The organism is Pseudomonas sp. B15(2017) (assembly GCF_002113215.1).
Taxonomy (GTDB): Bacteria; Pseudomonadota; Gammaproteobacteria; order Pseudomonadales; family Pseudomonadaceae; genus Aquipseudomonas.
Map to the genome: position 1 here is coordinate 194,355 of NZ_NEJZ01000005.1, position 15,395 is coordinate 209,749.

Here is a 15,395-nt window from a genome sequence, read left to right on the forward strand (position 1 = left end):
ATCCGATGGATTACCCAAAAAGCGTCCCCAGCGTCGGCCTGGTCAATGGCCGGTTCGTCGATGAAAACCCGGTGGCGGGAACGCCGGGATCGTTGATTCCGGCGGTGTGGGGCAACAGCGTGACGCAAGAGATTCTCAACGTGATTACCGGCGCCGGGCTGACAGCCGCCGAGGCCGATACCGGTCAGTTGCTCAAAGCCATTCAATTGATCATCGGTGCTACCAGCCCAATGCGCTCGGTGGTGACGCGGCTTGCCTCTTCGAAGGCACTGAGCGATCAGGAACTCGGTCTGGTATTGATCGATGGCAGCCCCGGTGCCACGACGATCACCTTGCCCGACGCCAATGTCGGACTGGGTGTGCGCGACGTGATTGTTCGTCGTGTCGACAACAGCGGCAATCGAATGGTGGTGCAGGCTTCCGGGCCCGACCGGATCCGATTTCACACGCACCTTTCCGCCAGTGGATATTCCTTCCTGGTGCTGATGGGCGGTGGTGACTGGTGGCATCTGCGCAGTGATGGAGCAGGTAGCTGGTGGCAGGTCGGTCGCTGTGACAACAGCGCTTTGGGCCGTCCGTTTTTTGAGACCTCCACGACCCTCAATCCGGGAGGCTACGGCGTTCCGAACGGTGATCTTTTAAAGCGCTCCGAATGGCCATGGCTATGGGATTTCGCCCGCACATCCGGGGCGTTGACGACCGAAGCGGCCCGAGCGGGCATGGAGGGCGGCTGGACCAGTGGTGATGGCGCCACTAACTTTCGGATTCCCGAGATTCGCGGCGAGTTTCTGCGGGTGCTCAGCGAAGGCAGAAACATCGATACCGGGCGCGTGGCCGGCAGCCTGCAAGCGCATGCCTTGCAGAGCCATAACCACTATCTTCCGACAGGCACGGGAGCCAACTACAAACCGGCGCCGGGGATTCCGGATGGCGTCTGGGACGTTGGCACCAACGTTAACTTTTCACCGACCACTACAACCGTGGCGACAACCTATCCCAACCCCGCATTCGACTCCGATACGTACATCGGCAACATCGGCAATTTTTCGGGCGAAACCCGACCGCGAAACATCGCCTTTCCTGCGCGTATCAAACTGATCTGAGGTGCACATGTTCAATTACCTGATAGACGACAGCGGTGCGCTGATCGGGCCTGTGGAGTTTCCGCTCGTGCCGGGGATCGGCCTGCAACTGCCGAGCAATGCCGTCACGCTGAACCTCGAACTGTCCCCGGCCCCCGAGGGCTTCGCCTGGGCTTATGACAACGGATCCCTGCAACAGCGGGTCGATTGTCGTGGCGATGTGTTTCGCACGGATACAGGACAGCGGGAAACCTGGACTGCGCTAGGCGAGTTGCCGCAAGGGTTCACCCGCCTGCCTTGGCCGGGAGGCTTTCACACGTGGAACGATAACGCTTGGCAGCTCGATGAGGCCGCACAACTGGCAGATATCAAACGCCTCGTACTTGTTCGGCGTGATGCCTTGCTACGCGATGCAGTCCTGCGCATCGCCCCCCTGCAATACGCCGAAGACATCGGCGACGCCAGCCACGAAGAGCAACTGCAATTACTCGAATGGAAGCTCTACAGCGTGGAGCTGAACCGCATCGAAAAACAGGCCGGTTTTCCCCGCGAGGTCACCTGGCCGGCAGTGCCCGGCGCAACCTTAACCAACTGATCGCAGCATAGGGAACCGTGCAATGGATTATCCAAACAGCATCCCTGGCGTCGGCCTGGTCAATGGCGTATTCACCGATGAAAACCCCGTTGCCGGCACGCCCGGATCACTGATCCCCGCCTCTTGGGGCAACAGTGTCACGCAAGAAATTCTCAACGCCATCAAGTCCGCCGGACTGACACCTGACGAGAGCAAAACCAACCAGCTGGCAACGGCCATTGGCGCTCTGGTCGACTTCACCAAACTGAAGAACACCCCGACCACGCTGGCGGGCTACGGCATCACCGATGCAGTGGGGCGGTTGCTGGCGGTCAGGCAGATCGAGACGGTCGGGATCACGGTTTACAAGCCGAACCCGAGGGCGAAACGGATTCGCGTGCGGTTGGTCGGGGCGGGAGGTTCTGGGGGCGGATGCGAATCTGTTCCGACAGGCACTCAAATTCTCGGCGGTGGTGGCGGGTCCGGCGCGTATGCGGAAAGCCTGTATGACGTCACCGCGCAAATGCTCGCCGGCGTACCGGTTTCGCTTGGCGCCGGGGGCGCTGTCAGCAACACCACGGGCCTTGCGGGCGGCGGCGCTTCCTTTGGTAGCTACATGAGTGTTTCGGGAGGTGGTGGCGGGCAGAAACTGGGGATCGTGGTCACGGGCACTTCGTCAGGATTCATTCAGGGCGGGGTAGGTGGATTACTGGCTGGAGGCAATCTCTGCAGTGCTCGCGGTATCACCGGAGGTTTCGGAATGAGCAACGCCAATTGGGGGTTGCTGTCGGGTTGCGGAGCTCCGAGTCCGTTCGATGGTGGTGGCCCTTTCAGTGGGTCAAACACCGTTGGCAATGCAGGTGTTCGAGGTTCGGGCGGCAGTGGTTCCTGCTCGGTTCACGCTTCTGCGTCAATCGTGAGCGGCGCCGGCGGCAATGCCTTCTGTGAAATCTGGGAGTACGAGTAATGGCCCGTTATGCACGCATTGAAAACGGTGTCGCGGTCGAAGTGATCGACACCGGTGACTACGCGATCGAGCAACTGTTCGCGCCTGCTTTCGTCGCGGCGATGGTGCAGGTGGCCGATGGTGTGAACGTCGAAATCGGCGCGCCGATGGCCGAGGCGGCTCGCGCTATCGAGCCTTTGCGGGAACCGCAAAGTCCTGTCATCGCTCAACCCCCAATGGTCGAGGACAAGGAGCCTCTGGCGGCAGAGCGAGTCTGGCGCCAGTCCGCGCTCGCAGCCACCGAATGGCTGATCACCCGCCACCGCGATGAGCAGGAACTGGGACGCGGAACAACGCTCAAGGCTCAGCAGTATCTGGAGCTGCTCGAGTACCGCCAGGCCTTGCGCGACTGGCCTGCCGTGAGCTCGTTTCAGATCTTCGCTGAGCGGCCTGAGCAGCCTGCCTGGTTCACGGCAGTTTCTGCCTGACGCAGCCGAATGGACGTGTATTCATATTCAGGAGACAGGTAATGGATTATCCAAAAAACATTCCCAGTGCAGGTTTGGTGAATGGCAGGTTTGTTGACGAAAACCCTCTCACCGGAACACCCGGTTCGTTGATTCCGGCAAGCTGGGGAAATGGTGTTACGCAAGAAATTCTTGAAGTCATCAAAAGCGCAGGGACGGCTGCCGATGAGAGTGATAACACCCAACTCAGGGCGGCAATCGATACGCTGATCTCGAAGAAGCAGAGCGACAGCCTGGCCAGTCAGGACGAAGCAGAGTCGGGAACCAGTGCTACCCAGGTGATGACGCCGTTACGAGTGTTTCAATCGATAGCGAAGAAGGTGCAACAGGCGACCGAGTCGCTGATGGGGATTGCAAAGGTTGCATCTCAGGCGGAGGTCAACGCCGGTGTCAGTGATACTTCTGTCGTGACCCCTAAAAAACTCAGGCTAGGGTTCATGGTGAGGCTGGGGGCATCCGGCTATGTCGTTTTCCCCTCGTGGATGGGTGGACTAATCATTCAGTGGATCACCGGGGCGGCCAGCCAGGCGGGGAACAATGGTTATGGCGATCTGAATCTATGGCCGCTGGTCTTTCCCAACGCGCTGTTTCTTGCAGTCGCTTCCCATGAAGGCACGGCATCCGGAACGCAACTGATCTGGAACAATAATGCGACCGTGAGTCGGCAGGCAGGCATAAATGTACGTTGTCCTGAATGGCCGTCAGGCTCCATTGCCGCTCGTGTCATCGGAATAGGATATTGAGCATGTACTATTTTTCTCCGACAACTTCCGGCTTTTATCACTCCGATCTACACGGCACCAATATTCCTGTGGACGCCTTTGAATTAAGCGAGGGCGAGTATTGCGCGCTGGTCTCGAACGCTCCAAAAGGAACCGTTCTTTCTCTGACCGCCAACGGACGCCCGGAACGGGTGCTACTGGCTGAGCAAATCCCCGATGACACAGAGAGGGCCTGGCGAGACAAGGTACTGGATCGCACCCAATGGCTGGTTCTTCGCGATGCCGAAGAGCTGGAAGTCGGCGAAGGCACCACTCTGCGCACCGACGAATTCAAACAACTTCTCGCCTATCGACAGGCACTGCGCGACTGGCCCAATGATCCGGAATTTCCGGATGCCCAGGCTCGTCCGGTAGAGCCCGACTGGCTTGAAGGCTTGCTGCGCTCAAAGGGCTGAGCCGATGATCTGATCAAGGAGGAATTAACATGGATTATCCGAAAAGCGTTCCCGGCTCAGGCCTGGAGAATGGCAAGTTCGTCGATGAAGACCCCATCGCCGGAAAACCGGGATCGTTGATCCCGGCCAGTTGGGGAAACAGTGTGACCCAGGAAATTCTCAACGCGATCACGGCCGCCGGTCTGACGCCGGATGAGGAGCAGACCGATCAACTGGCACAGGCCATTCGGCAACTGGCCAAGCCTGATCCGCTGCAGCAGTTTCCTGTGCAGGTGTATCGCAAGAATCTGTTGATCAATGGTGGATTCAATATCTGGCAACGCGGCACGACCAATCAGGGGCCGAACATCGGTGGCTATGTGGCGGATCGCTTTCGGTGCGACTGGAACGGCAACGCAGGTGTCAGCATTTCGCGCCAGGATTTTCCCCTCGGTCAAACGGAAGTCGTGGGTGAACCCGCTTATTTCCTGCGCTGGCAGCAGGCCACCGCAGGCACGGGAGCAACGGTGCATAAAGTCGCCCAGAGCATTGAATCGGTCAGGACCCTGGCCGGACGAATGGCGACAGTCAGCTTCTGGGCGCGATCCGATGCGACGCGTCCTTTGCGTGTCACGATTGCCCAGCAATTCGGGGCGGGCGGTTCGGAGGGTGTCGTGAAGGTTGTCGACGTCTTTCAACTGAGTACGTCGTGGAAGAAATACAGCGCAACGTTTCAGGTGCCAACCGTCGCCGGGAAAATGCTGGGCGTGAATGACTGCCTGACCTTGTCGTTCGATCTGCCGCTCAACGTGTTGCAGACCGTCGATCTGGCACAGATGCAATTGGAGGAGGGGCCGGTTGCAACACCGTTTGAATACCGTCCAGCGGCGGAAGAGTTGACTCTCTGTCAGCGCTATTTCGAAAAATCCTTTGTAAACCGTTTGCCGATCCGTTCGAACAACGGCCCAGGAACCTGTATCGCCACTTTTTCCCAAGTAGCGGCAGCCAATTCCGGCCAATATGGAATGTGCATCGATATGCAGGTGCCCAAGCGAGTTCAGCCAACGGTCGTGACGTATTGCCCTGGTGAGGCGAGCAATCAAGTCTGGCATTCATCGCTTGCGAAGGCCTGCACAGGAACCATCCTGCAAAGTGTGAGCGAGCGAGGGTTTGCGCTTGCCACCGTGACGCCCGTAGGCAGCTTTCCCGGGCAGGCATTGCAGGTCGATTGGACCGCGGACGCGGAAATCTAGGGACAAGTCCATGAGTTATCAGCTCACATCGTATGGCGTTCTGCGCCTGAGTGATTCAGCGTTTATTCCACAGGATCCCGTTAATCGGGACTGGCTCGAGTACCAGGAGTGGCTGGTTTCCGGAGGACAGGTACTGCCACTGGACCCGCCGCTAGAGAGGCTGACGGCCAATCAAGGCATGCTGGGGTTGTTCAAGCGAATGATCCAGGTGTCCCCGGACAGCACTCTGAAAACTGAGGTAAACAATGGCTGATCAGCTCCGGCCGCCAACCGTGATTCAATCGGAGCATCCAGGGAGGATCGAGCATTATGCAAATTACTGAAGACAACCTACTCAACATCATGCCCAACGCCCGCCGCCAAGCGGGCGTTTTTGTTTCTGCACTCAACGATGCCATGGCGCGCCATCGCATCGACACGCCCAAGCGCATCGCTGCGTTTCTCGCCCAGATCGGACACGAATCGGGGCAGTTGCAGTACGTGCGTGAACTGGGCAACAACCAATACCTGAGCAAATACGACACCGGTACGCTGGCCTTGCGCCTGGGTAACACGCCCGAGGCGGATGGCGACGGGCAGAAGTATCGCGGTCGCGGGTTGATCCAGATCACCGGGCGCGCCAACTATCGCCAGTGCAGTCTCGGGCTGTTCGGCGATGAGCGTTTGCTGGCGCTGCCGGAACTGCTGGAACAACCGCAATGGGCGGCCGAGTCCGCTGCGTGGTTCTGGGAGAAGAATGGCCTGAACGCGCTGGCGGATCAGGATCAGTTCAACAGCATTACCCGGCGGATCAACGGCGGGTTGAACGGCTTGCAGGATCGCCTGGAGCTGTGGGGGCGGGCGAGGGCGGTGCTATGCCTGCCTTCGGTCTGAGCATCTGGCGGCTGATTGGCCTGGTGCTGCTGGTCGCAGGGTCGGCGGCGCTGGCGTGGCAATTCCAGGACTGGCGCTACGGTCGGCAACTGGCCGAGCAGGCCCGGCAGCACGCCGAAATCCTCAATCAACTGACCCTGACGGCCGCGACTGCGCAACAGGCCGAGCAGGACAAGCGACTGGCCGTTGAGCAACGGCTCGCGGCCAGTGAACAAACTCATTACCGAGCACTGAACGATGCCCAACGTGATCAGGATCGCCTGCGCGATCGTCTTGCCACTGCTGATCTGCGCCTGTCAGTCCTCATCGACGCAGGCGATGCTGCCCAAGGCTGCGGTGTGTCAGCCACCACCGGCGCCGGCGGCGTGGATCATGCAACCGTACGCGCCCGACTTGACCCGGCGCATGCTCGACGAATTGTCGCCATTACCGGCGAAGGCGACCGTGGACTGATTGCCTTGCAGGCTTGTCAGGCCTATATCAGAGCGCTGGCGCCTGCACATTTTGAATAAGCTTGTGTATTGAAAGCGCAACCGGCTCGTGTACGGTGGTACCCATTCCATCCGATCCGGAGCGCGCCGTGAAAGAAATCACCCAACTGGCGGCCGAACTTGGCCGACGTCTGCAATTGCTCAACGCCCACGTCACTACGGCCGAGTCCTGTACCGGTGGCGGGATTGCCGAAGCCATCACCCGCATTCCGGGGAGTTCGGCGTGGTTCGAGGCGGGTTACGTGACCTACTCCAACCGCCAGAAAACCCAGCAGTTGAATGTACCGGCTGATCTGTTCGGCACCGTGGGCGCGGTCAGTCGCGAGGTGGTCGAGGCCATGGTACGTGGCGCTCAGGAGAAAAGCCTGGCGCGGTTTGCCGTGGCGGTCAGCGGTGTGGCCGGGCCGGACGGTGGTTCGCCGAACAAACCGGTGGGCACCGTCTGGCTGGCTTGGGGCGTGGGCGACGCGGTTTCCAGTGAGCTCCAGCACTTCCCCGGAAACCGCGACGAAGTCCGCCGACAAACGGTGAAGGCCGCGCTAGACGGCTTGCTGCGACTAGCGGCACGAGAAATCGAAAATCAGGGGTAGGCGATCCGTGAACGCTGTGGAATAATACTGGCTACTTATACAGGTGTTGGCCGTCAGGCCTTATTGATTACGTGAGGACTTTAATGGACGACAACAAGAAGAAAGCCTTGGCTGCGGCCCTGGGTCAGATCGAACGTCAATTCGGCAAGGGTGCCGTAATGCGTATGGGCGATCAGGACCGTCAGGCGATCCCATCCATCTCCACCGGCTCTCTGGGTCTGGACATCGCACTTGGCATCGGCGGCCTGCCAAAAGGCCGTATCGTTGAAATCTACGGTCCTGAATCTTCCGGTAAAACCACATTGACGCTGTCCGTGATCGCCCAGGCTCAAAAAGCCGGTGCGACCTGCGCCTTCGTCGACGCCGAACATGCCCTCGACCCCGAGTACGCCGGCAAGCTGGGCGTCAACGTCGACGACCTGCTGGTTTCCCAGCCGGACACCGGCGAGCAGGCCCTCGAAATCACCGACATGCTGGTGCGCTCCAACGCCGTTGACGTGATCATCGTCGACTCTGTGGCCGCCCTGGTGCCGAAGGCTGAAATCGAAGGCGAAATGGGTGACATGCACGTGGGCCTGCAAGCCCGTCTGATGTCCCAGGCGCTGCGTAAAATCACCGGTAACATCAAGAACGCCAACTGCCTGGTGATCTTCATCAACCAGATCCGGATGAAGATCGGCGTGATGTTCGGCAGCCCGGAAACCACTACCGGTGGTAACGCGCTGAAGTTCTACGCTTCGGTTCGTCTCGACATCCGCCGTACCGGCGCGGTGAAGGAAGGCGACGAAGTGGTCGGCAGCGAAACCCGCGTCAAAGTTGTGAAAAACAAGGTGGCTTCGCCGTTCCGTCAGGCCGAGTTCCAGATTCTCTACGGCAAGGGTATCTACCTGAACGGCGAGATGATCGACTTGGGCGTGCTGCACGGTTTTGTCGAGAAGTCCGGCGCCTGGTATGCCTACGAAGGCACCAAGATCGGTCAGGGCAAGGCCAACTCGGCCAAGTTCCTGGCAGACAACCCGGAAGTTGCGGCCAAGCTCGAGAAGCAACTGCGTGACAAACTGCTGTCGCCAACAGTGATCGCCGACTCGAAGGCTTCTGCGGTCAAAGAGACCGAAGACGACCTGGCTGACGCTGATATCTGATTGCACCGATGACAACCGCCGTACTCGATACCCTCGTCGCGGTGCGGCGAACCGCCATGGACCTGCTCGCACGCCGCGAGCACGGTCGAGTCGAGCTGACGCGCAAACTGCGTCAGCGTGGCGCTCCCCCCGAGATGATCGAAACAGCCCTTGACCGTTTGACGGAAGAAGGGCTGCTTTCCGAAGCCCGTTATCTTGAAAGCTTTGTTTCCTATCGCGCCCGCTCCGGTTACGGCCCACTGCGGATTCGCGAAGAACTTGGCCAGCGCGGTTTGCAACGCGCCGATATTGAACTCGCGTTGCGTGAGAGCGGCATCAACTGGCAGGAGCAGCTAACGGACACGTGGCAACGGAAGTTCTCCGGACAGCTTCCCGGCGATGCCAAGGAGCGCGCCAGACAAGGTCGGTTCCTGGCGTACCGGGGATTCTCGATGGAGATGATCAACTGCTTGTTCAGCGGCAGAGGGATGGACGATTAAATCGCTCCAGCTTCAATCAAAAAACGGCCCGCTATTTCAATAGCGGGCCGTTTTTTTGCCTTCACGTTACCTTCGACGGTTCGCGGGTGCGTTGCGCGGTCTGGGGGTTTGACTCGGCCCAGTTTTCAGGCTGGTTGATGTAGTCCACCAGTTCTCGCAGACGGCCGTGGTCCCGGGCATTGAAGGCGAAGGCCAGTCGCGTCAGGTGGCTGAATTGAGCCTCGTCGTGTTCTTCACCGGCGTAGGCGTGTTGATGGAACTGGTCGCTCAGGCACAGATCGGCAAAGGCTTCCTGCATATGGTCGAGGGCCTGATCGCTCAGCTTGTGGTTCATGCGAATGACAAACTGGCGCTTGAGCCAGCGGCTGGAGTGGAAGTTGCCGTAGAACTGGTTGATCTGTTCCACCGCCTCTTCAACGTTGTAGACCAGGCGCATCAGCTTCAGGTCGGTCGGCAGGATGTAGCGGTTTTCCTCCAATTGCTGGCGGATGAAGTCCAGTGCGCCTTGCCAGAACGTCCCGCCCGGTGCGTCCAGCAGCACCACCGGCACCAGGGGACTTTTACCGGTCTGGATCAGCGTGAGTACTTCCAGCGCTTCGTCCAGGGTGCCGAATCCGCCAGGGCACAACACCAGCGCATCGGCCTCCTTGACGAAGAACAGCTTGCGGGTGAAGAAGAAGTGGAACGGCAGCAGATTATTGGTGCCGTCCACAGTGGGATTGGCATGTTGTTCGAAGGGCAGGGTGATGTTGAACCCGAGGCTTTGATCGCGACCGGCACCTTCATGCGCGGCTGCCATGATTCCGCCGCCGGCACCCGTGATGACCATCATGTTCGAGCGGGCCAGCGCCGCCCCGAGTTCACGAGCCATGGCGTAAAGGGGATGTTCGACCGGGGTGCGAGCCGAGCCGAACACCGTGACCTTGCGTCGTCCCTTGAACTGTTCAAGGGTGCGAAAGGCCTGCTCCAGTTCGCGCAGGGCTTGCAGGGTGATCTTCGCATTCCAGCGGTTGTGGTCTTCCTGGGCCATGCGCAGCACGGTCAGGATCATGTCGCGGTAAATGGGGGAATTCGGGCTGTTGGGTGACACGAGGTTGAGTTGTTCTTCGACCTTGCTGATGAGGTCGTGGCCGCTTTCCTGAAAATGACGGCTGAGCAGGTCATTCGGTTGGTAAGGCATGCAACTTCTCCTTCTGCACAGGGCTTTCGGCCCTGACGTGCGGCGTCAGTGCCGCGCTGCAAGAAAACAAACATCCGGCAGATCCTTTCCTGCCGTTGGAAAAATGAACGGGAATACTTTGAATCTAGACCCTCGAAGCACTTCTCGCTCATCGAGCATTGCGCCGCAAAGTCTTTCCTGGCAACTGCTTATTGGCGTTTTGCGAAGTGTTTTCACCGCTCGTCCGATGCCGCGTCGAGGGCTGAATGCTCTGATTTACTAAGTTAAAGGCGCCGTACGACAACTTTGCGTCAACGACCGTACGCAAGGTGCACGCTATTCAAGGATTTGCGGGTGGCAAGGAGGCAGGACACATGACCAGAGTCATTCTGGAGATCGATACGCAGCTGTATCGGTTGTTGAAAGCATCGGCCGAGACCAACCAAGTGAGTCTCGAGGAGGAGTGCTGCCGACGGCTGGCGGGAGGGGATCGCCGCTCGCGTTACTTGCAGGCCTTGCTGGCCGAACTGCGCGCCGAGGATGAACAGCGGCGCGCCACGTCGCGATGATTACTTCTTCTTCGCTGGAGCCGCTTTCGGGCAATCCGATTCCTGGTAGCTGGCGGAGCCGATCGCCTTGTTGCTTTTCACTTCGGTGAAGTCGTAACGCATGATCGCGCCCTTGGCCATCAGCTTACGGTACGACGGATTGTTGCAAACCGAGGCGCCCAACTGGAAATACACGGCTTTGGGATCGGCGCGCATTTTGTCGGCGTGGCTCTTTTGCACGCTCAGGTGGTTGATCAGCGTAGTGCCTTCGACGGTGTAGCCCTGATCAAGAATGTCTTCGTTGATCGCCCGTGGCGTGCCGACGCTGCTTTGTGCGGCGACATTGCGCAGCTCTCGGTTCAGATTCTGCTCACTCAGGGATGCCGCCTGAGCGCTGAAGGACGAAGCCAGCAGAATGGCAGCGGTGGGAACGATAAGGCGCAGCATGAAACTCTCCTGGTTCAGTGACTGGTGGTTCGACCAGCCACGTGACTGTGCGTTCAGTGGCGGCGAATTATAGGGGAGCCGGTCGGGAGGGTACAGGCTTGTGCCTGCCGCTCTGGTAAACTGCCGCCCTTTATTGCCCTGCCGAGTATCGTTTGTGTCGAGTTTTCCTGTCTGCCGGTGCCGCCTGCAATGAATCATGCCCCCAACGCCGTGGCCCGCCTGCGCGACCAGCGCGAGGATGAAGGTATCAAGCCGATTCAGGCCCGTGGCTTTCGCTCCCCGCGTTGCCGCGATTGTCGGGTGATCATCAGCCATTGCCTGTGCGCCTGGCGGCCGACCGTCGATACGCGCTCGGGCGTTTGCCTGATCATGACAGGCAAGGAAGTGTTCAAACCCAGCAACACCGGTTGGCTGATCGCCGACATCGTGCGCGACAACCATGCCTTCATCTGGTCCCGGACCGAACCTGACGAGCAACTGCTGGCGCTGCTGAGCGACCCGCAATGGCAGCCGTATCTGGTGTTCCCCGGTGAGTACGTCGATCCCTCGCGGGTGACCAACACCGTGGATCTCGATAGCAGCAAGCGTCCGCTGTTCATCTTGCTGGACGCGACCTGGACCGAAGCCCGGAAGATTTTCCGCAAGAGCCCGTATTTCGACCGCTTGCCGATTCTGAGCCTGTTACCCGACAAGCTGTCGCGTTATCGCCTGCGCCGCTCGACCCGCAGTGAACACCTGTGCACCGCCGAAGTGGCGGCGCTGTGCCTGGAACTGGCCGGCGATTCGGACGCCGCGTCGGCGCTGGACGCCTATTTCGATGTGTTCAGCCAGCATTACCTGGGGGCCAAGCAGCAACTGGAGGTCAATGTATCGACGCCGGCCCACGCCGAATTGCAGCCCTATATCCGAAACGCGCCCCCCGTACCGGCCTGATCCTGGCCCATACTGCTAAAGCAGTGGCCGTGCGGCTTGACCACCCCGGCTTCGCTGGTCATGCTTGGCGCCGATTGGGGTGCGGCCAAGGTTTGAAACGCCGTTTTTGTTCGTGATTGGCGTTGAACGTGCCCCTGTGGATGCCGCTGCCGGGCGGTGTCTGGATTTGCTTTGGCAAGGCCCGAATGCGCGGGCCCGCCATCAAAAACAGGATCATTTGAAAAATGGCCACATACGACATCCTGATTGCCGATGATCACCCTCTTTTTCGTAGCGCACTGCATCAAGCGGTAACGATGGGCCTTGGCCCGGACGTGCGCATGGTGGAAGTGGCGAGCATCGCCGAGCTGGAAGCCCGCCTGACCGAAAAGGCTGACTGGGATCTGGTGCTGCTGGACCTGAACATGCCGGGCGCTTTCGGGTTTTCCGGGCTGGTGATGCTGCGCGGTCAATACCCGCAGATTCCGGTGGTGATGGTTTCGGCCCAGGAAGAAGCCTCGGTGATGGTCAAGTCCCGGGAATTCGGCGCCAGTGGTTTCATTCCCAAGTCCAGCGACCTGAGCGTGATTCAGGAAGCGGTGCGCAAGGTGCTGGACGGCGATGTGTTCTGGCCGCCTCAGGCGTTTGAAGCGGTCAGTGTTTCGGATGAAGCCAAGGCTGCCAGTGATGGCCTCGCGAGCCTGACACCGCAGCAGTTCCGGGTGTTGACCATGGTCTGCGAAGGGTTGCTGAACAAGCAGATCGCCTACGAGCTGAGCGTGTCCGAAGCGACCATCAAGGCGCACGTCACGGCGATCTTTCGCAAGTTGAACGTGCGAACCCGGACCCAGGCAGCTTTACTGCTGCAGCAACTTGAGTCAATTCCGAGCCAGTAAGTGCTGGCGTCTTCACGCTTTTTTGACTTTCGTTGATCTAGCTTCCCCACTTTCTTTCGGTCGGTTATCTACTTTATGTCACCTTTCAAGGGCCAGACGGGCCTGAAACGCATCCTCAACGCTTCCGGTTACTCGCTGGACGGCTTGCGCGCCGCCTTCACTGGCGAAGCTGCTTTCCGCCAACTGGTGCTGCTCAACGTGGTGCTGATTCCGCTGACGTTTTTTCTCAATGTCAGCCGGGTCGAGCAGGCGTTGCTGATCGCTGTGTGCCTGCTGGCGCTGATCGTCGAGCTGTTGAATTCGGCAGTGGAGGCGGCCATTGACCGCATCTCGCTTGAGTTGCACCCGCTGTCCAAGAACGCCAAGGACATGGGCAGTGCCGCGCAATTCGTGGCGCTGAGCATGATTGCCCTGGTGTGGGCGGTGATTCTGCTTTAGGCGATGCTCGGCAGAACGATCTCGTCGCTGCGCTGGACCCCGGCGGTGAAGGCGCGGCACAGGTCGAGGAATTCGCGCATGGCGGAGGTCTGGTACTTCTGTTTGTGCCAGATGAAATAGAACTGCCGCGCCAGATCCAGATCCGGCGTCTCCACCGGCACCAGGCTGCCGCGACGGAAGGCATCACGCAGCGCCAGGCGCGAGATGCAGCCAATCCCCAGACCTGATTCCACGGCGCGCTTGATCGCTTCGGTGTGTTCCAGCTCCAGCCGGATGTTCAGCGCGCTGCGGTGATGCCGCATCGCCTGATCGAAGGTCAGGCGCGTGCCCGAACCCTGCTCCCGCAAAATCCACGCTTCGTGCGTCAACTCTTCCATGGTCGCGCTGCCGCGCTTGGCCAACGGATGCTGCGGGGCGCAGAACACCACCAGTTCATCCTCGACCCAACTCTGCACCTCGATGTCCGGGTGGCTGCAATCGCCTTCGATTAGACCCAGATCAATTTCGTAATGAGCCACTTGTTGCACGATATTGGCAGTGTTCTGCACATGCAGCTTCACCTGACTTTCGGGATGGCGCTGCATGAAGCCGCCGATCAGCAGCGTCGCCAGGTAATTGCCGATGGTCAGGGTCGCGCCCACCGACAGTGAGCCGAAACCGGATTTTCCGTTGAGCAGGTCTTCGATTTCCTTGGCCTGATCGAGCAGGGCCACGGCTTGCGGCAGCAACTGTTTGCCCAGAGCGTTGAGGCTCAGACGTTTGCCGGCGCGATCGAACAGCTGGCAGCTGGACTGGCGCTCCAGTTCGGTGATGGAAGTGCTGGCGGCCGATTGCGACAGGTTGAGCAGACCCGCAGCACGGGACACGCTTTCCTGTTGGGCGACAGCAACGAAGACTTGCAGTTGACGAAGAGTAAATCGCATATCGATATAACCGATAACCCTTATCTTAATAATCCAGTTAACAGATATTGTCGGCGCTATTAGAATGCGATGCAATTGCGCACCGTCGGCATCCTTCAACGCGAGCCGGGCAGGCGCAGATCAATCTCCAGGAGTCCCACGTACATGAGCAACATGAACCACGAGCGTGTCCTCAGTGTTCATCACTGGAACGACACTCTGTTCAGCTTCAAGTGCACCCGCGATCCGGGCCTGCGCTTCGAGAACGGTCAGTTCGTGATGATCGGCCTGCAACAGCCAAACGGCCGCCCGCTTATGCGCGCTTACTCGATCGCCAGCCCGAACTGGGAAGAGCATCTCGAGTTCTTCAGCATCAAGGTGCAGGACGGTCCGCTGACCTCCCAGCTGCAGCACCTGAAGGAAGGCGACGAGATCATCATCTCGAAGAAACCGACCGGCACTCTGGTGCTGGACGACCTGAACCCGGGCAAGCACCTGTACCTGCTGAGCACCGGCACCGGTCTGGCGCCGTTCATGAGCGTGATCCAGGACCCGGAAACCTACGAGCGCTTCGAGAAAGTGATCCTGGTTCACGGTGTCCGTTACGTCAACGAAGTCGCCTACCGCGAGTTCATCACCGAGCACCTGCCGCAGAACGAGTTCTTCGGCGAAGCGCTGCGTGACAAGCTGATCTACTACCCGACCGTCACCCGCGAGCCGTTCGAGAATCAGGGCCGTCTGACCGACCTGATGCGCAGCGGCAAGCTGTTCCGCGACATCGGCCTGCCTCCGATCAACCCGCAGGACGACCGCGCGATGATCTGCGGCAGCCCGAGCATGCTCGACGAGACCAGCGAAGTGCTCGACAGCTTTGGCCTGAAGATTTCGGCGCGTATGCGTGAGCCGGGTGATTACCTGATCGAGCGTGCATTCGTCGAGAAGTAAGCTGTTTATAGGTGACGCAGAGCGTCACTGGATGC

The 15,395-nt window shown here is 59.5% G+C and carries 22 protein-coding genes; 18 read left to right on the top strand and 4 right to left on the bottom strand.

The window, feature by feature from the left end; all coding sequences use genetic code 11:
* The first annotated feature begins 5 nt into the window (after window positions 1-5).
* The 13 genes from CAF73_RS10190 to recX all read left to right on the top strand — a co-directional run bounded on the left by CAF73_RS10190 (window position 6) and on the right by recX (window position 9,113).
* Window positions 6-1,103: a phage tail protein gene (locus CAF73_RS10190; protein WP_085702614.1), complete on the top strand. Its 1,098-nt coding sequence runs from the start codon at window positions 6-8 to the stop codon at window positions 1,101-1,103.
* A 7-nt stretch (window positions 1,104-1,110) separates the two neighbouring features.
* Window positions 1,111-1,677 (top strand): tail fiber assembly protein, encoded by a 567-nt coding sequence (locus tag CAF73_RS10195; protein ID WP_085702615.1) that lies wholly within the window; start codon window positions 1,111-1,113, stop codon window positions 1,675-1,677.
* Window positions 1,678-1,699: 22 nt separating this feature from the next.
* Window positions 1,700-2,623: a hypothetical protein gene (locus tag CAF73_RS10200; protein WP_085702616.1), complete on the top strand. Its 924-nt coding sequence runs from the start codon at window positions 1,700-1,702 to the stop codon at window positions 2,621-2,623.
* Window positions 2,623-3,090 (top strand): phage tail assembly chaperone, encoded by a 468-nt coding sequence (locus CAF73_RS10205; RefSeq protein ID WP_085702617.1) that lies wholly within the window; start codon window positions 2,623-2,625, stop codon window positions 3,088-3,090. The genes CAF73_RS10200 and CAF73_RS10205 overlap by 1 nt, the downstream gene beginning before the upstream one ends.
* A gap of 41 nt (window positions 3,091-3,131) precedes the next feature.
* Complete coding sequence (locus CAF73_RS10210; RefSeq protein WP_085697377.1) at window positions 3,132-3,872, top strand: hypothetical protein; 741 nt, start codon at window positions 3,132-3,134, stop codon at window positions 3,870-3,872.
* 2 nt (window positions 3,873-3,874) lie between these two features.
* Window positions 3,875-4,306, top strand: coding sequence for a phage tail assembly chaperone (locus tag CAF73_RS10215; protein WP_085697378.1), 432 nt, complete (start codon window positions 3,875-3,877; stop codon window positions 4,304-4,306).
* A 29-nt stretch (window positions 4,307-4,335) separates the two neighbouring features.
* On the top strand, window positions 4,336-5,538 hold the full coding sequence (locus CAF73_RS10220) for a carbohydrate binding domain-containing protein (RefSeq protein ID WP_085702618.1): 1,203 nt from the start codon (window positions 4,336-4,338) through the stop codon (window positions 5,536-5,538).
* 10 nt (window positions 5,539-5,548) lie between these two features.
* Window positions 5,549-5,791, top strand: a complete 243-nt coding sequence (locus CAF73_RS10225; RefSeq protein WP_011332738.1) for a hypothetical protein — start codon at window positions 5,549-5,551, stop codon at window positions 5,789-5,791.
* 56 nt (window positions 5,792-5,847) lie between these two features.
* Window positions 5,848-6,411: a glycoside hydrolase family 19 protein gene (locus tag CAF73_RS10230; protein WP_085697380.1), complete on the top strand. Its 564-nt coding sequence runs from the start codon at window positions 5,848-5,850 to the stop codon at window positions 6,409-6,411.
* Window positions 6,393-6,923: a lysis system i-spanin subunit Rz gene (locus CAF73_RS10235; protein ID WP_085697381.1), complete on the top strand. Its 531-nt coding sequence runs from the start codon at window positions 6,393-6,395 to the stop codon at window positions 6,921-6,923. Before CAF73_RS10230 ends, CAF73_RS10235 begins: the two co-directional genes overlap by 19 nt.
* Before the next feature lie 68 nt (window positions 6,924-6,991).
* Entirely contained in the window at window positions 6,992-7,492 is a 501-nt protein-coding gene (locus CAF73_RS10240) for a CinA family protein (RefSeq protein WP_085702619.1), read from the top strand.
* Between the two features lie 83 nt (window positions 7,493-7,575).
* Complete coding sequence (gene recA, locus CAF73_RS10245; protein WP_085702620.1) at window positions 7,576-8,634, top strand: recombinase RecA; 1,059 nt, start codon at window positions 7,576-7,578, stop codon at window positions 8,632-8,634.
* An 8-nt stretch (window positions 8,635-8,642) separates the two neighbouring features.
* Complete coding sequence (recX, locus tag CAF73_RS10250; RefSeq protein ID WP_085702621.1) at window positions 8,643-9,113, top strand: recombination regulator RecX; 471 nt, start codon at window positions 8,643-8,645, stop codon at window positions 9,111-9,113.
* A 61-nt stretch (window positions 9,114-9,174) separates the two neighbouring features.
* On the opposite strand, the gene CAF73_RS10255 is transcribed toward recX, so the two are convergent.
* Entirely contained in the window at window positions 9,175-10,293 is a 1,119-nt protein-coding gene (locus CAF73_RS10255) for a TIGR00730 family Rossman fold protein (protein ID WP_085702622.1), read from the bottom strand.
* Between the two features lie 353 nt (window positions 10,294-10,646).
* On the opposite strand from CAF73_RS10255, the gene CAF73_RS10260 reads away from it, so the two are divergent.
* Window positions 10,647-10,841, top strand: coding sequence for a hypothetical protein (locus tag CAF73_RS10260; RefSeq protein ID WP_085697385.1), 195 nt, complete (start codon window positions 10,647-10,649; stop codon window positions 10,839-10,841).
* On the opposite strand, the gene CAF73_RS10265 is transcribed toward CAF73_RS10260, so the two are convergent.
* Window positions 10,842-11,267: a PA3611 family quorum-sensing-regulated virulence factor gene (locus tag CAF73_RS10265; protein WP_085697386.1), complete on the bottom strand. Its 426-nt coding sequence runs from the start codon at window positions 11,265-11,267 to the stop codon at window positions 10,842-10,844.
* 189 nt (window positions 11,268-11,456) lie between these two features.
* Here CAF73_RS10265 and CAF73_RS10270 point away from each other — a divergent pair, with 189 nt between their 5' ends.
* Window positions 11,457-12,200, top strand: a complete 744-nt coding sequence (locus tag CAF73_RS10270; RefSeq protein WP_085697387.1) for a tRNA-uridine aminocarboxypropyltransferase — start codon at window positions 11,457-11,459, stop codon at window positions 12,198-12,200.
* A 58-nt stretch (window positions 12,201-12,258) separates the two neighbouring features.
* On the opposite strand, the gene CAF73_RS30150 is transcribed toward CAF73_RS10270, so the two are convergent.
* A complete protein-coding gene (locus CAF73_RS30150) occupies window positions 12,259-12,432 on the bottom strand; it encodes a hypothetical protein (RefSeq protein ID WP_170929707.1) in 174 nt (57 codons plus the stop codon).
* Between CAF73_RS30150 and erdR the strand changes: the two genes are divergently transcribed.
* Window positions 12,425-13,075, top strand: a complete 651-nt coding sequence (gene erdR / locus CAF73_RS10275; protein WP_085647827.1) for a response regulator transcription factor ErdR — start codon at window positions 12,425-12,427, stop codon at window positions 13,073-13,075. The two genes, CAF73_RS30150 and erdR, sit on opposite strands and share 8 nt — an antisense overlap.
* Before the next feature lie 75 nt (window positions 13,076-13,150).
* Window positions 13,151-13,513, top strand: a complete 363-nt coding sequence (locus CAF73_RS10280) for a diacylglycerol kinase (protein ID WP_003222276.1) — start codon at window positions 13,151-13,153, stop codon at window positions 13,511-13,513.
* Here the strand turns inward: CAF73_RS10280 and CAF73_RS10285 are convergent.
* Window positions 13,510-14,436: a LysR family transcriptional regulator gene (locus CAF73_RS10285; RefSeq protein WP_011332748.1), complete on the bottom strand. Its 927-nt coding sequence runs from the start codon at window positions 14,434-14,436 to the stop codon at window positions 13,510-13,512. The two genes, CAF73_RS10280 and CAF73_RS10285, sit on opposite strands and share 4 nt — an antisense overlap.
* Window positions 14,437-14,580: 144 nt before the next feature.
* Between CAF73_RS10285 and fpr the strand changes: the two genes are divergently transcribed.
* Window positions 14,581-15,360 carry a ferredoxin-NADP reductase gene (gene fpr, locus CAF73_RS10290; protein ID WP_085702623.1) on the top strand — a complete coding sequence of 260 codons (780 nt, stop codon included), beginning with the start codon at window positions 14,581-14,583 and terminating at the stop codon, window positions 15,358-15,360.
* The last annotated feature ends 35 nt before the right edge of the window (window positions 15,361-15,395 follow it).

Bases quoted from the DNA above. Each gene is read 5' to 3' on its own strand.
- CAF73_RS10195 (WP_085702615.1), top strand. From the start codon at position 1,111: ATGTTCAATTACCTGATAGACGACAGCGGTGCGCTGATCGGGCCTGTG.
- CAF73_RS10200 (WP_085702616.1), top strand. From the start codon at position 1,700: ATGGATTATCCAAACAGCATCCCTGGCGTCGGCCTGGTCAATGGCGTA.
- CAF73_RS10235 (WP_085697381.1), top strand. From the start codon at position 6,393: ATGCCTGCCTTCGGTCTGAGCATCTGGCGGCTGATTGGCCTGGTGCTG.
- erdR (WP_085647827.1), top strand. From the start codon at position 12,425: ATGGCCACATACGACATCCTGATTGCCGATGATCACCCTCTTTTTCGT.
- CAF73_RS10190 (WP_085702614.1), top strand. From the start codon at position 6: ATGGATTACCCAAAAAGCGTCCCCAGCGTCGGCCTGGTCAATGGCCGG.
- fpr (WP_085702623.1), top strand. From the start codon at position 14,581: ATGAGCAACATGAACCACGAGCGTGTCCTCAGTGTTCATCACTGGAAC.
- CAF73_RS10255 (WP_085702622.1), bottom strand. From the start codon at position 10,293: ATGCCTTACCAACCGAATGACCTGCTCAGCCGTCATTTTCAGGAAAGC.
- CAF73_RS10220 (WP_085702618.1), top strand. From the start codon at position 4,336: ATGGATTATCCGAAAAGCGTTCCCGGCTCAGGCCTGGAGAATGGCAAG.
- CAF73_RS10210 (WP_085697377.1), top strand. From the start codon at position 3,132: ATGGATTATCCAAAAAACATTCCCAGTGCAGGTTTGGTGAATGGCAGG.
- CAF73_RS10285 (WP_011332748.1), bottom strand. From the start codon at position 14,436: ATGCGATTTACTCTTCGTCAACTGCAAGTCTTCGTTGCTGTCGCCCAA.
- CAF73_RS10225 (WP_011332738.1), top strand. From the start codon at position 5,549: ATGAGTTATCAGCTCACATCGTATGGCGTTCTGCGCCTGAGTGATTCA.
- CAF73_RS10205 (WP_085702617.1), top strand. From the start codon at position 2,623: ATGGCCCGTTATGCACGCATTGAAAACGGTGTCGCGGTCGAAGTGATC.
- CAF73_RS10230 (WP_085697380.1), top strand. From the start codon at position 5,848: ATGCAAATTACTGAAGACAACCTACTCAACATCATGCCCAACGCCCGC.
- CAF73_RS10260 (WP_085697385.1), top strand. From the start codon at position 10,647: ATGACCAGAGTCATTCTGGAGATCGATACGCAGCTGTATCGGTTGTTG.
- CAF73_RS10270 (WP_085697387.1), top strand. From the start codon at position 11,457: ATGAATCATGCCCCCAACGCCGTGGCCCGCCTGCGCGACCAGCGCGAG.
- CAF73_RS10215 (WP_085697378.1), top strand. From the start codon at position 3,875: ATGTACTATTTTTCTCCGACAACTTCCGGCTTTTATCACTCCGATCTA.
- recX (WP_085702621.1), top strand. From the start codon at position 8,643: ATGACAACCGCCGTACTCGATACCCTCGTCGCGGTGCGGCGAACCGCC.
- CAF73_RS10265 (WP_085697386.1), bottom strand. From the start codon at position 11,267: ATGCTGCGCCTTATCGTTCCCACCGCTGCCATTCTGCTGGCTTCGTCC.
- recA (WP_085702620.1), top strand. From the start codon at position 7,576: ATGGACGACAACAAGAAGAAAGCCTTGGCTGCGGCCCTGGGTCAGATC.
- CAF73_RS10280 (WP_003222276.1), top strand. From the start codon at position 13,151: ATGTCACCTTTCAAGGGCCAGACGGGCCTGAAACGCATCCTCAACGCT.